The organism is Arthrobacter sp. StoSoilB19, from assembly GCF_019977275.1.
Taxonomy (GTDB): Bacteria; Actinomycetota; Actinomycetes; order Actinomycetales; family Micrococcaceae; genus Arthrobacter.
Genome location: NZ_AP024650.1, coordinates 3,616,086 through 3,629,870, shown reverse-complemented (window position 1 = coordinate 3,629,870; position 13,785 = coordinate 3,616,086). Strand labels below are relative to the sequence as shown.

13 protein-coding genes are annotated in these 13,785 nt (G+C 65.3%); 9 read left to right on the top strand and 4 right to left on the bottom strand.

The annotated features are described in order from the left end of the window. Positions 1 to 86: 86 nt before the first annotated feature. Positions 87 to 1,031 carry a metallophosphoesterase gene (locus LDO86_RS16765; protein ID WP_018768984.1) on the bottom strand — a complete coding sequence of 315 codons (945 nt, stop codon included), beginning with the start codon at positions 1,029 to 1,031 and terminating at the stop codon, positions 87 to 89. A gap of 6 nt (positions 1,032 to 1,037) precedes the next feature. Beyond that, positions 1,038 to 3,359, bottom strand: a complete 2,322-nt coding sequence (locus LDO86_RS16760) for a transglycosylase domain-containing protein (RefSeq protein WP_043424879.1) — start codon at positions 3,357 to 3,359, stop codon at positions 1,038 to 1,040. Between the two features lie 37 nt (positions 3,360 to 3,396). Here LDO86_RS16760 and LDO86_RS16755 point away from each other — a divergent pair, with 37 nt between their 5' ends. The 8 genes from LDO86_RS16755 (at position 3,397) to LDO86_RS16720 (ending at position 11,061) form a co-directional block, all read left to right on the top strand. Next, positions 3,397 to 3,552 carry a DUF4177 domain-containing protein gene (locus LDO86_RS16755; RefSeq protein WP_009359196.1) on the top strand — a complete coding sequence of 52 codons (156 nt, stop codon included), beginning with the start codon at positions 3,397 to 3,399 and terminating at the stop codon, positions 3,550 to 3,552. A 1-nt stretch (position 3,553) separates the two neighbouring features. Then, positions 3,554 to 4,087, top strand: a complete 534-nt coding sequence (locus LDO86_RS16750; RefSeq protein WP_018768982.1) for a RidA family protein — start codon at positions 3,554 to 3,556, stop codon at positions 4,085 to 4,087. A gap of 15 nt (positions 4,088 to 4,102) precedes the next feature. Further along, on the top strand, positions 4,103 to 5,014 hold the full coding sequence (locus LDO86_RS16745; protein ID WP_224084118.1) for an NUDIX hydrolase: 912 nt from the start codon (positions 4,103 to 4,105) through the stop codon (positions 5,012 to 5,014). A 59-nt stretch (positions 5,015 to 5,073) separates the two neighbouring features. Beyond that, on the top strand, positions 5,074 to 6,072 hold the full coding sequence (locus LDO86_RS16740) for a LacI family DNA-binding transcriptional regulator (protein ID WP_026265720.1): 999 nt from the start codon (positions 5,074 to 5,076) through the stop codon (positions 6,070 to 6,072). 222 nt (positions 6,073 to 6,294) lie between these two features. Beyond that, a complete protein-coding gene (locus LDO86_RS16735; RefSeq protein ID WP_018768979.1) occupies positions 6,295 to 7,629 on the top strand; it encodes an extracellular solute-binding protein in 1,335 nt (444 codons plus the stop codon). A 26-nt stretch (positions 7,630 to 7,655) separates the two neighbouring features. Beyond that, on the top strand, positions 7,656 to 8,558 hold the full coding sequence (locus LDO86_RS16730) for a sugar ABC transporter permease (RefSeq protein WP_018768978.1): 903 nt from the start codon (positions 7,656 to 7,658) through the stop codon (positions 8,556 to 8,558). A gap of 2 nt (positions 8,559 to 8,560) precedes the next feature. After that, complete coding sequence (locus LDO86_RS16725) at positions 8,561 to 9,457, top strand: carbohydrate ABC transporter permease (protein ID WP_018768977.1); 897 nt, start codon at positions 8,561 to 8,563, stop codon at positions 9,455 to 9,457. A 65-nt stretch (positions 9,458 to 9,522) separates the two neighbouring features. Beyond that, a complete protein-coding gene (locus LDO86_RS16720) occupies positions 9,523 to 11,061 on the top strand; it encodes an alpha-N-arabinofuranosidase (protein WP_018768976.1) in 1,539 nt (512 codons plus the stop codon). A gap of 131 nt (positions 11,062 to 11,192) precedes the next feature. On the opposite strand, the gene LDO86_RS16715 is transcribed toward LDO86_RS16720, so the two are convergent. Continuing rightward, positions 11,193 to 11,870: a Crp/Fnr family transcriptional regulator gene (locus LDO86_RS16715; protein ID WP_011775987.1), complete on the bottom strand. Its 678-nt coding sequence runs from the start codon at positions 11,868 to 11,870 to the stop codon at positions 11,193 to 11,195. A gap of 195 nt (positions 11,871 to 12,065) precedes the next feature. Here LDO86_RS16715 and LDO86_RS16710 point away from each other — a divergent pair, with 195 nt between their 5' ends. Further along, positions 12,066 to 13,250 carry a MarP family serine protease gene (locus LDO86_RS16710; protein ID WP_223992638.1) on the top strand — a complete coding sequence of 395 codons (1,185 nt, stop codon included), beginning with the start codon at positions 12,066 to 12,068 and terminating at the stop codon, positions 13,248 to 13,250. A gap of 10 nt (positions 13,251 to 13,260) precedes the next feature. Here the strand turns inward: LDO86_RS16710 and aroQ are convergent, their stop codons facing one another. After that, on the bottom strand, positions 13,261 to 13,725 hold the full coding sequence (aroQ, locus tag LDO86_RS16705) for a type II 3-dehydroquinate dehydratase (protein ID WP_018768974.1): 465 nt from the start codon (positions 13,723 to 13,725) through the stop codon (positions 13,261 to 13,263). Positions 13,726 to 13,785 lie beyond the last annotated feature (60 nt).

Sequence of the window (13,785 nt, the reverse complement as noted above, 5' to 3'; positions counted from 1 at the left end):
TATGCCATTGGCGTGAGGCGGTTCACAGGGATTTGCGGTGCTGGCCAGCTGCTTGCCCAGTTATTGCAGACCGTAATGCTTTCGGTTCAGTTGGGGGAGGTAAGGGTCAGCAGGACGGCCTCGGGTTTGCAGGCGATCCTTACCGGGGCGAAGCGTGAGGTGCCGATGCCGCCGGACACATTAACCGGCGTCGTGCTTCCGTTGCTTGACCAGTCGTTGAGGCCCTTCGCCCGCCATGTGGGGAGGTCGCAGTTGGCCACGAGGGCGCCATACCCGGGGATGCACAGCTGGCCCCCGTGTGTGTGGCCGGCCAGCAGGAGGTCCGCGCCGCTTTCGGTGAAGTGGTCCAGGACCCGCTGGTACGGTGCATGGATGACCGCGATCCTGAGGTGGTCCTTGGCATCCTGGCTGACCGTTCCACGGGGCCAGCCGGCGTACCGTTCCCGGTTCAGGTGCGGGTCGTCGACGCCGGAGAAATCGAAGCGCATGCCGTTGAGGACCAATGACTGGTGGCGATTGGTCAGATCCACCCAGCCGCTCATGCCGAAGCCGGACCGCAGGCGCGGCCAGTCGAGGGCAACCGGCTTGGGCTTCGCCTTGGACGGCCCCAGCAGGTAGGACGCAGGGTTCTTTGGGCTGGGCGCGAAGTAGTCGTTGGACCCGGGGACAAAGACGCCGGGGAACTGCAGCAGCGGTTTCAGGGCATCCAGCAGCGGGTCCACAGCCTTCACGTGGCTGAGGTTGTCGCCGGTGTTCACCACCAGGTCCGGCCTGAGGTCCGCCAGGGACCTTAGCCAATCAGCCTTCTTCCGCTGCCCCGGCACGAAGTGGATGTCGCTCAGGTGCAAGATGCGGAACGGACCGCGGCCGGGAGGGAGGATGGCCAGGGTTTCCTCCCGGAGGACGAACTGGTTCTTCTCCCACAGGCCGTAGCCGAAGGCTGCCATTCCGGCCGCGGCCCCGGCGCCTGCAGTGACGGCAAAGCCGCGCCCGATTGCGCGGGCGCGGCCTGCCAGGCTGTCGATGCTCATGCGTGCTTAGCCGTTGCCCTTTCCATTCCCGTTGCCATTGCTGGTGGGGGCGGGGGCCGGCGCCTGGGTGGCGGGCGCCTGCGTTGCCGGCGTGGACGGTACGGGAGCCTGGGTGGCCTGCGGGGTGGTCCTTCCAGGCGAAGTAGTGGTTGTTCCGTTGACCATGTTGCTCGGCGGTGCCGGGAACGGGTTGGTGCCGTATGCCGGGGCGATCTTCGCCATGTAGCTGGAGAACATGGGACCGGCGATCATGTAACCATCGATGCCTTTATAGAACTTGCCGTTGACCGTGATGTTCTGCCCTGCACGGTCCTGTGCTCCCAGCGGGTCGCCGAACCAGGCGGCCGTTGCCAGGCCGGTGGTGTGCCCAACAACCCAGGTGGAGCCGTTGTTGTTGGACGTACCGGTCTTGGCGCCAATGGGGAAGCTGGTCTTGGTGGAAATCCGGGGCTGGATCAGCGAACCGGAGCCCCTGTTCAGCACTTCCTGGAGCGCGTAGTTCACGCCGCGTGCAACCTCCGGTTTGATGGCGTCACGGCAGCTGCTGGACTGTGCCGGGAGCTGCTTGCCGGTGGCGTCCGTCACCGAGGTGATGGCGATGGGCTCGCAGTACTTGCCGTCGTTAGCGAAGGTGGCAAACGCGCTGGCCATGGTCAGCGGAGAGGTCTGCGTGGACCCCAGCAGGTTGCCCAGCGTCATCATGTTCACCTTGGGGTTCGGCTCGCTGCCGTCCGCTGAGGGCAAGCCGCTGTGCAGTCCCACCGCATCAGCGATCTTCTGGATGCCGCAGAAGTCCAGCTGTGCCGCGGACGCAAACGTCACCGTGTTGATCGAGTTGTAAAGGCCCTCCAGGACCGACAGCGGCTTGTACCACTGGGGCTCGGCGTTCTGGAGGTCGTCAGCCGCGTCCAGGCCCGCGTTCTTCTGCGCCGTGCTGTAGGCACCCTGGACCTTGCCGCAGGTGTTGCGCCACGGATAGCCGATCGGGTAGACGCGCTGGGCCGCGTTGACCATGGTGTTCATGGACTTGCCCTCGTTGAGCCACTCGGCAAAGGTGAACGGCTTCATGGTGGACCCGGGCTGGGCGCCGCCCATGCCGTTGAGGTCGTTGCCGTCCTTATCCAGCTTGTCCACGTTGAAGTTGAGCTGGGAATCGAAGCCCTGGCCGGGCAGAAACGTGGTGTTCTGGGCCATTGAGATGATCTTGCCCGTACCCGGCTGCACCGACACCATGGAGGCGCCCCACTTGTCGGGGTTGGCGCCGGCGGCGGCATTGGCCTGCTCCTGGGCCGTGGCCTGGGCCTTGGGGTCCAGTGTGGTGGTGATGGTCAGCCCGCCGCCGTAGATCAGCCGCTGGCGCTCCTTGACGTCCGCGCCGTAGGCAGGGTTGTTCTCCAGCAGGTGCAGGATGTAGTCGCAGAAGTACGGGGCCGAGGCCGCGTAGGCGCAGCCCTGCTTGGGCTGGGTCACCTTGGGCTCCACCGGGGTGGCGACGGCCGCGTCGTGTTCCGCCTGGGTGATCTTCTTCTGGTCAAGCATCAGTCCCAGCACCAGGTCCCTGCGCTGCTTTGACTTCTCGGGATTGATGATGGGGTCAAAGGCGGAGGGGCTGTTCACCAGGCCGGCCAGCAGCGCTGCCTGGGGGAGCGTCAGGTCCTTGGCGGTGGTGCTGAAGAAGTACCTGGAAGCGGCCTCGATGCCATATGCATCACGGTTGAAGAACACGATGTTCAGGTAGCCCTCAAGGATCTGGTCCTTGCTGAACTCCTTCTCCAGGGCGATGGCGAGCTTCATCTCGCGGAGCTTGTCACCAACACCCTTGTTGACGCCGTTCAGCTTGATCTGGTCCTCCTCGCCGGCGGCGGCGAGGTTGGCGTTGAGAACGTTGTTGACGTACTGCTGAGTGATGGTGGAGGCACCCTGCTTGTTGCCTCGGATGGTGCTGACCAGCGCGCGGAGGATGCCGGTGGTGTCCACGCCGCCGTGGTCATAGAACCTGCTGTCCTCGACGGCGAGGATGGCGTTCTTCATGTTCGGTGAAATCTGGTCCAGCGGAACCTTGGTGCGGTTCTCGGTATAGACGCTGGCGATCTCGCTGCCGTCGGCAGCCAGGATCCGGGTGGTCTGGCTGGGGGGATCTACCTTCAGCTCCGCCGGAAGGGAATCGAAAAAGTCGATGGAACCGCTTGCCGCGCTGCCGGAGACGGCCGCGGCAGGCACCAGGAGGCCTGCCACGAGGACACCGCAAATTGCGCTCACACCAAGGAAAAGAAGGATCTTACCCAGTGTGGTGGCAGTGTCGAATAAGGGGTTCTTGCGAGTCGCCATGTTTTCCACTTTACCGGCAAGGGCTACGCTTTCTTTCATGACCAAATGGGAGTACGCGACGATTCCGCTCATTATCCACGCCACAAAGCAGATCCTGGACCAGTGGGGAGAGGACGGCTGGGAGCTCGTCCAGGTAGTCCCCGGACCTGACGGCAACGGCCTTGTCGCCTACCTCAAAAGGGAGAAGCAGTAGCATGAGCACCCCCGCAGAAGCCCAGTCCAGCGCCGCAGCGGCGCCCGTATCCGCCGTCGAGCAGCGCCTCGCGGAACTCGGCATCACCCTGCCCGAGGTCGCCGCCCCGGTGGCCTCCTACGTTCCCGCCGTCGTCTCCGGGAGCCATGTCTACACCTCGGGCCAGTTGCCGTTTATTAACGGCAAACTCGAAGCTACGGGCAAGGTGTCCGCGGGCACCGAAGGGTACGCCGACGAGCCCACCGTTTCCCCGGAGGACGCGCAGCGCTTCGCAGCGGTCTGCGCCGTCAACGCCCTGGCCGCCGTCAAGAGCGTCATCGGGGACCTGGACCGGATCACCCGGATCGTGAAGGTGGTGGGATTCGTCGCTTCGGATCCCTCGTTCACGGGCCAGCCCGCCGTCGTCAACGGTGCCTCGGAACTGCTGGGCCGCGTCCTCGGTGACGCCGGGCAGCACGCACGTTCCGCCGTCGGCGTTGCCGTTCTTCCGCTCGACTCTCCCGTAGAGGTCGAGCTCATTGCCGAATTCAGCTAAGACCGGACACTTCCCTTGCCGCACCTCGCACGACGCCTTTTTGCACTTCCCCAAGACCTTGAAGGGGCGGCGCAAAGCTGGCTCGAACACGGCGAGCGCACCCCCCGGGCCGCGCGCTACGCCTCATCCGTAGTCCTCCTGCGTGATTCACCCACCGGCCTGGAGACTTGGCTGGGTTACCGGCCCGGCTCCTCGCCGCTGGGCGTCCTGGCGTTCCCCGGCGGGTCCCTTGACCCGGCCGACGACGACGCCATGGGTTGGCTGGGACCCTCACCGCAGCATTGGGCCGAGCAGATGGGAACGGACGACGTCGGGCTGGCCCGCCGCCACGTGGTGGGCGCCATCCGGGAACTCTTCGAGGAGACCGGCGTGCTCCTGGCCGGTCCCGACATGTCCAGCACGGTGGAGGCCACGTCCACGTCCAAGTGGATGCGGGCACGCGTGGCGGTGGCCGACCAGGAGAAGACGCTTGCCCAGGTGCTGGGCAAGCGCGGGCTCTCCCTGCGCACCGACCTGCTCAAGTCCCTCGTCAACTGGCGCAGCCCCGACTTCGCGCACCGCCGCTTCGACACCCGCTACTTCGCCGCCACGGTGCCGCTGGGCCAGGAACCTTCGCTGCTGGACGGCAAGGGCGTGTGGGGCAGGTGGGTCAACGCCGCGCAGGTGATCCAGGAGCGGAACTCCACGGCGCTGGGCGACGAGGCAGGCCAGGAGAACACGGTGGGCCGCCCGCTGGGCGAACTGCTGGTCCCGGGTTCCGAAATCATGCTCGAGAAGATGGCCGCGGCCAACGGCTGCATTGCCTACCTGAGCTACAAGCGCAAGCCCCACGTTTACCAGCCAACCCTGGTTGAAGAGGACGGCAGGCTCATGCTCGAAGTCGAGGCTGCCAAGACCGTGGCGGGGGACCACCAGCGCGAACGCTGACGCTCCACGGAGCCGGGTAAAATCTTCACCAAAGCCACACCGGGAGCAAGGGGGCGCCTTTGCGCGCAACGGTCAAGGACGTAGCGCGCCTCGCAGGGGTTTCGCCAAAGACCGTCTCGAACGTCATGAACGGCATTGTTCCGGTCAGCGGCCCCACCAGGATCAAGGTGGAGCAGGCCATGGCGGAACTGGACTACGTTCCCAACCTCTCTGCCCGGGGACTGCGCAACGGAAGGTCGGGCGTCATCGCCCTGGCCCTGCCCGATCTGGCCACGCCGTACTCCGCCGAGATCGCACACAGCGTGGTGGAGGTGGCCCACGAGCAGGGGTGGAGCGTGCAGATCGAGGAGACGGGGTCCGATCCCACGCGCGAATACGAGCTGATGTCGCGGGCGCGGTCCAACCTCATCGACGGGCTCATCCTCAACCCCGTGGTTTTGGACGAGAGTGCCGTGAAGGTGGGGGTTGCCCTGCCTCCGGTGGTCCTGCTGGGTGAGGTGACGCAGAAACTGGCTGACCGTGTATGGGTGGACAGTGTTGCCGCCGCACGGGACATGACGCTGGCGCTGGGCAGCACCGGCAGGCGCCGTATTGCCGTGCTGGGGGCCGCGGAAGGCAGGGGCTCGGCGGCGGCCGTCCTCCGCACCCGTGGGTACCAGGCTGCACTCGAAGAACTTGGCATTGGCTGGGATGACTCACTGATCATCCCCTGCGAAAAGTGGAGCCCGGATACGGCGGCGAAAGCGCTGTCCACCTACCTTGACTCGCATCCCCTGCCCGAGGCCTTGTTCTGCTTCACCGACTCCATGGCCATCGGGGCCCTCAGTGTGCTGTGGAAGCGGGGCATCAGGGTGCCCGACGACGTGGCCGTAGCCGGCTTCGACGACATCGCCGACGCCAGGTATGCAGTGCCGTCGCTGACCACCGTTTCCTTTGACAAGCGCCAGGTGGCCAGGGAGGCCTTGCGCCTCCTGACCGAGCGCATGGCCGACCGTGAGGGCCCGCAGAAGGTAGTGGCCATCGATTACCGGATCGTGGAACGGCAGAGTACCTCCTAGGCTCCTGCCCTCCGACCGGGATCCTGGCGCGGGAGCCCTAATCGAGAGTGGCGGGTCACTTTGCGAACGCTAACAATTATCCATTGCGGTGGCCATTACATCGATGTAATGTGAGGCGTGCGTCACACCGGGGGCCCCGCGGGGCATGGCTGCCCAGCATGCGGCAGCAACGGTTTGTGGCGCGGGAATGACTTTCAGCGGACCCATCCAAAGGAGTGACGGGTGAAGCAGTTTGATTTTTTCGCAGGCAGGCAGCTGTCGAGACGGCAGCTGTTGTCGGGAACCGCAGCAATGGGCAGCGTCATTGCTGCGGCGGCCCTGGCAGGGTGCGGTGGGAATGCCTCCGCAGCGGCCGCCAGGGACATCCAGTTCTGGCATCTGTTGTCCGGCGGCGACGGCATCAAGATGCAGGCCATGATCAACAAGGCGAACGAAGCCAACCCCGGGTTCAAGGTGCACCCGACCGTCCTTGCGTGGGGCCCGCCCTACTACACCAAGCTCGCCATGGCCTCGGCTGGCGGCCGGCCGCCGGAGTTGGCCATCATGCACGCCAGCCGTGTCCCGGGCTACGCCCCGGGCGGCCTGATTGAGCCCTGGGACCTCTCGCTGCTGGCAGAGCACGGCGTCACCGGCGCCGACTTTGCCCCGCGGATCTGGCAGAAGAGCCAGCAGGACGGCAAGGTGTTTTCCATCGCCCTGGATTCGCACCCGTTCATCATGTTCTACAACACGGACATTGCCCGCAAGGCCGGCGTCCTGGGTGGTAACGGGCAGCTGCAGGAGGTCACGTCCCCGCAGGGGTTCATGGCCATGGCCAAGGAAATGCAGAAGGTCACGCAGGCCCACGGGTTGTCCTTTGGCTACCTCGGCAGCGGATCCCAGATGTGGCGGCTGTTCTACACGCTCTACAAGCAGCACGGCGCGGACATGACGCTGACGCCGGGCCAGCCGATGAAGGTTGACCGGGACGCCGCCATTGAGTCGCTGGAATTCATGGCATCGCTTTTCGACGACACCATTGCGGCAAAGAGCGGCGACATCAGCACCGGCATCGCGGAATTCGCCCGCGGCGGCTCGGGCATGCTGTTCAGCGGCGTCTGGGAACTGCCGACCATGAAGAAGGCAGGCCTCCCGGTGGACGCTGCAACGATCCCCACGCTCTTTGGCACCCCGGCCGCGTACGCGGACTCGCATTCCTTCGTCCTGCCACGGCAATTGAACGTGGACGATACGAAGCGGCGCGATGTCTACAAGTTCGTCAGCGACATCCTCAAAGGATCGCTGTCCTGGGCGGAGGCAGGACACATCCCCGCCTACCAGCCCGTGGTCCAGTCCCAGGCGTATAAGGCCCTCACACCGCAGGTGCATTACGCCAACGCCGCGGACGTCATTGCCTACGATCCCGAAGCCTGGTTCAGCGGCTCCGGTTCCGACTGGCAGACCTACTTTGCCGAAAACGTCCAAAACGTCCTCCTAGGCCGCGACAAGGCAGCGGCCGGATGGGACGCCTTCGAAAAGCGCACCAACACCCTTCTTTCCCGGCCAAATCCGGTCTAACCGCCCGAGCGACAAAGGAGTCCTTCATGAGTTCTTCACCAGCAGCCCGGCGCAGGACCGGGAGCCTCGCCAGGAGCAACCTCAGCGGTTGGGGGTTTGCGGCGCCCTTCCTGGCTTTCTTCGTCGTCTTCCTGGTGTGGCCGGTTCTTTACGGCATCTATATGAGCCTCACCGGCAAGTCCCTTACCGGAGCCAACGACAGCGTGATCGGTTTCGCGAACTACGCCGAAGCCTTCGCCGATGCCGACATGTGGCGTTCGCTCGGCAACACCCTCTACTTCACCGTCATCAGCACGGTCCCGCTGGTGCTGGTCGCTTTGGTGATGGCGGCACTGCTCAACGCCGGCCTGCCGGCGCAGTGGCTGTGGCGGCTGTCCTACTTTGCCCCGTACCTGCTCGCGTCCACCGTCGTTTCGCTGTTCTTCAGCTGGATGTACAACCCGCAGCTGGGCCTCATCAACGATTCCCTGTCCAGGATCGGCATCCCCAAAGTCGCCTGGCTCAACGACCCCAACGTGGCCATGTGGGCCATCGTCATTGCCACGCTGTGGTGGACGGTGGGGTTCAACTTCCTGCTGTACCTGGCGGCCATGCAGAACATCCCGCAGCAGCACTATGAGGCGGCATCCCTCGACGGCGCCGGAGCCTGGCGCCAGCTCTTCTCGATCACCTTGCCGCAACTGGGCCCCACCACCGTGATGATCGTGCTCCTCCAGGTCCTTGCCTCGCTCAAGATCTTCGACCAGGTGTACCAGATGACCGCCGGCGGGCCCGGAGGGTCCACCAGGCCGGTGGTGCAGTACATCTTCGAAACCGGGTTCACCGGCTACCGGCTGGGCTATTCCGCAGCCATCTCCTACATCTTCTTCGGACTGATCGTGGTCGTCTCGGTCATGCAGTTCGTCATCACCCGCCGCAGGAGTGCATAACCATGGCAACCCAGACCATCAGCCGGCCCCGGCCGGGCACCAACACCAGCCAGGAAACCCGCCAGCCCCGCAAGACGATGACCCCGGGCAAGATCGCCACCCTGGTGGTGGCCGCGGCCATCGCGGTCCTGTGGCTGGTCCCGTTCGCCTGGGCCACCGCCACCGCCTTCAAGAGCGAGACGGATGCCGCAGCTCCGAAGGTCAGCTGGCTGCCGCCGTCGGGCTTTACTGCCGACGCATTCGTCAAGGTCTTCCAGGACGGAAACATCCCGCTTTGGACGTGGAATTCCCTCTATACTTCGGCCGCCATCACGGCCATCACCCTGGTGATCTCGGCGCTCGTGGCCTACGCCCTGTCCCGGATCGACTTCAAGGGCAAGAAGGTGCTGATGACGGTGATCATCGCCTCCATCATCGTCCCGCCGCCGGTCCTGATCATTCCGCTCTTCTACCAGATGCTCGCCCTGCACATGGTGGACACCTCATGGGCCATCATCCTGCCCCAGGTCATCCACCCGGCCATGGTGTTCGTACTCAAGAAGTTCTTCGACCAGATTCCCCGCGAACTTGAGGAGGCCGCGGTGATGGACGGTGCCAGCCGCATGAGGATCTTCACCCAGATCATCCTGCCGTTGTCCCGGCCCATCCTGGCCGCCGTCGCCATCTTTGTGTTCATCGGCGCATGGAACAACTTCCTGTGGCCGTTCATCGCCACCAACGACGCCTCGCTGCTCACCCTCCCGGTGGGCCTGCAAACCATCAAGAGCGCCTACGGCATCCAGTACGCGCAGAACATGGCGTCCGCCCTGCTCGCGGCGCTGCCGCTCATCCTCGTGTTCCTTTTCTTCCAGCGCCAGATCATCAAGGGCGTCGCGACGACGGGCCTCGCCGGAACCTGAGCCGGCACCTTCCGCCCATCCAGACCCACACCTGCGAACCAACCACAACCAAGGAGATGTCTCACATGTCCCGCGCACGGATCACCCTCGACCGCGACTTCACCATCGGCGAAGTCCCCCGACGCCTCTTTGGCTCCTTCGTGGAGCACATGGGCCGCTGCGTCTACACCGGCATCTACGAACCGGGCCACCCTGAAGCGGATGAAAACGGCTTCCGGCAGGACGTCCTCAAACTCGTCAAGGAACTCGGCGCCACCGTCATCCGCTACCCGGGCGGCAACTTCGTCTCCGGCTACAACTGGGAAGACGGCATCGGCCCCCGCGAAAACCGGCCCCGCCGGCTGGACGGCGCCTGGCACACCGTGGAGACCAATGCGTTCGGCCTCCACGAATTCGTGGACTGGTCCCGCCAGGCCGGCACAGAAATCATGGAAGCCATCAACCTGGGCACCGGGGGAGTGGACGCGGCCCGCGAGATCGTCGAGTACGCCAACCACCCCGGCGGCAGCTACTGGTCCGACCTCCGCGCGAAGAACGGCCACAAGGATCCGTTCAACATCAAGCTCTGGTGCCTGGGCAACGAGATGGACGGGCCGTGGCAGATCGGCCACAAGACCGCAGAGGAATACGGCCGTCTGGCCCAGGAAGCCGCCAAGGCCATGCGTTTCGTGGACCCGGACATTGAACTGGTGGCCTGCGGAAGTTCCAACTCCGGCATGCCCACCTTCGGCGCCTGGGAGCAGACTGTCCTGACCCATGCCTACGACGAGGTGGACTACGTCTCCCTCCACGCCTACTACCAGGAGCACGACGGCGACGTGGGCAGCTTCCTCGCCAGCGCAGTCGACACCGACTATTTCATCGAGTCAGTCATCGCAACCGCCGACGCCGTCCGGGCGAAGGGAAAGCACAAGAAACACATCAACCTTTCCTTCGACGAATGGAATGTCTGGTACCAGCGCGGCCGGGACACCGAGGACCAGCTGCGCAACGTCGCCAAGGCCGGCTGGCGCGAGCACCCCCGGCTTATCGAGGACAAGTACAACGTGACGGATGCCGTGGTGGTGGGAACCCTGCTGAACTCGCTGCTCCGCCACGGCGACCGCGTCAAAATCGCCAACCAGGCGCAGCTGGTCAACGTCATCGCCCCGATCTTCAGCGAGGAGAACGGCCCGGCCTGGCGCCAGACCATCTTCCACCCGTTCGCCCGGATGGCAGAGCTGGCCAAGGGCCAGATCCTGCGGTTGTCCGTGGACTCGGACCAGTACGCCAACAGCCGGTTTGGTGACACGGACCTGGTGGATGTCAGCGCCACCTGGAACGAGGAAACCGGCCGCGTGGCCCTGTTCCTGGCCAACCGCGGCCTGGAAGAGGCCGCGGACGTGGAGGTCAGCCTGCGGGGCTTCGACGCACGGCGGGTGGTCAGGGCGGAGGTGCTCGAGATCCCGGAAGGCGGCGACCGCTTCACCATCAACAACCAGGAAAAACCCGACCGGGTGGGCCTGAAGCCGCTTGAGGGAGCCAAGGCAACCGGATCTGAGCTCCGGCTGGGACTTCCCGCCCTGTCGTGGGCTGTGGTGGAACTGGACGTGGCGAAGAACTGACCCACGTTCCAGGCACAAAAGGTCAGGCACAAAAGGTCAGGCACAGGAAAGGCCGCCCCGAGGGGCGGCCTTTCCTGTTGGGCCTGGTTTTTGTTGGGCTTGGTATTTCTTGGTTCTGGTTTTTGTTGGTCCTAGCGGGAGCGCTGGCGGAGGCGCTGCATGTCCAGGATGACCACCGCGCGGGCTTCGAGGCGCAGCCAGCCGCGCTGGACGAACTCGGCCAGGGCCTTGTTGACCGTTTCGCGGGAGGCGCCCACCAGCTGCGCCAGTTCTTCCTGCGTGAGCTCGTGGGCCACCAGGACGCCGTCGGTAGCCGGCCGGCCGAAGCGGTCCGCCAGGTCCAGCAGCGCCTTTGCCACGCGGCCGGGGACGTCGGAGAACACAAGGTCCGAGAGGGAGTCGTTGGTGCGGCGCAGGCGGCGGGCCAGGGCCTGCAGCAGCTGGGCCGAAACCTCCGGGCGGGTGCGCAGCAGGGCGTTCAGGCTCTCGTTCTTCAGCCCGGCCAGCCGGGTTTCGGAGACCGCGGTGGCGGTGGCGGTGCGGGGGCTGGGGTCGAACAGCGCCATCTCACCAAAGAGCTCGCCCGGGCCGAGGATGGCCAGGAGCGATTCACGGCCGTCGGGCGAGGTGCGGCCAAGCTTTACCTTGCCGGAGACGATGAAGTACAGCTGGTCACCCTGGTCACCTTCGCGGAACACCGAAGCGCCGCGGGACAGGTCCACCTCGGTGAGCTCGTCCGTCAGCAGCCGGAATGCGTCGTCGTCGAGCGTGGCGAAAAGGGGTGCTCGGCGCAGTACCTCGATGTCCATGAAATCTCCTGAGTAAAAGTATCGGCTGTGGCGCTTGTGCCATTGTTTCAGAATTTTCAACGTTCTGTGACGAACTTGGCAGCCGAAACGCCTGCGGGCAGCCGAATGCAGGTCTGCCGGAGGGCGGTGCACGCCACAGAAGATTGTCAGCGTCCGCCACTAGAATGGGGGTTCAACTGTAAATAAGGAGCCTTTGTGGTCGGCCTGACTGTCCTGGACATCGTCCTGATCCTGGCGCTGCTGTCATACCTGATCTATGGCCTCCGCAACGGGTTCCTGGTCACTGTCGGCGGCCTCGCCGGGTTTGCTGCCGGTGCCATCGCCGCATTCTTTGCCGTCCCCCTCGTCAGCACCTTTGTCGAGGACTCCGGGTGGAGGCTTACCGCCATCATCGCCGCCGCCGTCGTGCTGATGGCCGTGGGACATGGCCTGGGCACCATGGCCGGGCGGCAACTGCGCGGCGTGGTGCGGATCCGTCCCTTGCGGGCGGTGGACCGGCTGGTGGGCGGGGCGCTGAACCTGGTGGTCTCCGCGCTGGTCATGTCCATGCTGGCGTTCAGCGTCAGCTCCCTGGGCGTGCCTTTCGTGTCCCGGCAGCTGGCCGAGTCCAAGGTGATCCGCTTCATCGACGGGCTCACCCCCACCCCCGTCAAGGCCACCATGGCGCAGCTGCGGTCCACCGTGATCGGCAACGGCATTCCCACGTTGATCGAAGGGCTGGACCAGGGCCAGGCGGTCCAGGTGCCCAACACCAGCACCAACACTCCGGCGCTGAACAAAGCGGCGCAGTCCGTCCTGAGGATCGCCGGCACTGCCTACGAATGCGGCCAGAACCAGACCGGCAGCGGCTTCGTGGTTTCCCCGGACCGCGTGGTGACCAACGCCCACGTCGTTGCGGGCGTGTCGCAGCCGGTAGTGGAGATGCCCGACGGCGGTGCGATGCCCGGCCGCGTGGTCTACTTCGACACCAAGCGGGATCTGGCGGTCCTGGCGGTGGACAACCTGCCGTCCCGGCCGCTGCCGCTGAGCCGCGACCTGCCCGGCGGCAGCCAGGCCGCGTTCGCCGGGTACCCGCACGGCGGGCCTTTCCAGTCCAAGCCCGCCACCGTGCAGGACATTGCCACGGTCCTGGTCCCGGACATCTACGGGAACAACCCGTCCCCGGAGGACATCTACCGCCTTGCCGGGGACGTGCAGCCGGGAAACTCGGGCGGCCCGCTGCTGACCACTGACGGCCAGGTGGCCGGGGTGGTCTTTGCCAAGGCAACCTCTGACGCCGAGGTGGGGTTCGCCATCACCATGAACGATCTTGACCCGGTCGCGGAGCAGGCACCCGCATTGTCCACACCCGTCTCCTCCGGGCAGTGCATCCAGAAGTAGCGGCTCCCGGCTACAGGACCTCGGCCAGGTAGTCGATGGCAAGTTTGTAGCCGAACACCCCGGCACCAACGATCACCGCCGCGCAGACCGGCGACAGGTAGGAGTGGTGCCGGAATTCCTCGCGCTGGTGCACGTTGGTGATGTGCACCTCGACGGTGGGCACCTGCACGGCGGCCAGGGCGTCACGAAGAGCCACGGACGTGTGCGTGAAGGCGCCGGCGTTCAGGACAATGCCCACCGCGGTGCCCCGGGCGGCGTGGATGGTGTCCAGCAGGACGCCTTCGTGGTTGGACTGGACGCACTCCACTGCGAAACCGTGCCGCTCTCCGGCGGAAGCGGCCAGCCGCTCCACATCGGCAAGGGTGGAGGTGCCGTACTTCTCCGGCTCCCGCGTACCCAGCAGGTTCAGGTTGGGGCCATTGATGACCAGGATGGTGCCGCGGCCGGCTTCGACAGTGGAGGAGGCTTCAGTCATGCCTGCAAATCTATCGGTTGGCCCTGCCCGCCGCGCATTCTTACGTCCGGATGCGCGGCG

Excerpts from the sequence above, each read along its gene's own strand:
- LDO86_RS16755 (WP_009359196.1), top strand. The coding sequence starts at position 3,397 with ATGACCAAATGGGAGTACGCGACGATTCCGCTCATTATCCACGCCACA.
- LDO86_RS16750 (WP_018768982.1), top strand. The coding sequence starts at position 3,554 with ATGAGCACCCCCGCAGAAGCCCAGTCCAGCGCCGCAGCGGCGCCCGTA.
- LDO86_RS16715 (WP_011775987.1), bottom strand. The coding sequence starts at position 11,870 with ATGGACATCGAGGTACTGCGCCGAGCACCCCTTTTCGCCACGCTCGAC.
- LDO86_RS16730 (WP_018768978.1), top strand. The coding sequence starts at position 7,656 with ATGAGTTCTTCACCAGCAGCCCGGCGCAGGACCGGGAGCCTCGCCAGG.
- LDO86_RS16720 (WP_018768976.1), top strand. The coding sequence starts at position 9,523 with ATGTCCCGCGCACGGATCACCCTCGACCGCGACTTCACCATCGGCGAA.
- LDO86_RS16725 (WP_018768977.1), top strand. The coding sequence starts at position 8,561 with ATGGCAACCCAGACCATCAGCCGGCCCCGGCCGGGCACCAACACCAGC.
- LDO86_RS16760 (WP_043424879.1), bottom strand. The coding sequence starts at position 3,359 with ATGGCGACTCGCAAGAACCCCTTATTCGACACTGCCACCACACTGGGT.
- LDO86_RS16765 (WP_018768984.1), bottom strand. The coding sequence starts at position 1,031 with ATGAGCATCGACAGCCTGGCAGGCCGCGCCCGCGCAATCGGGCGCGGC.
- aroQ (WP_018768974.1), bottom strand. The coding sequence starts at position 13,725 with ATGACTGAAGCCTCCTCCACTGTCGAAGCCGGCCGCGGCACCATCCTG.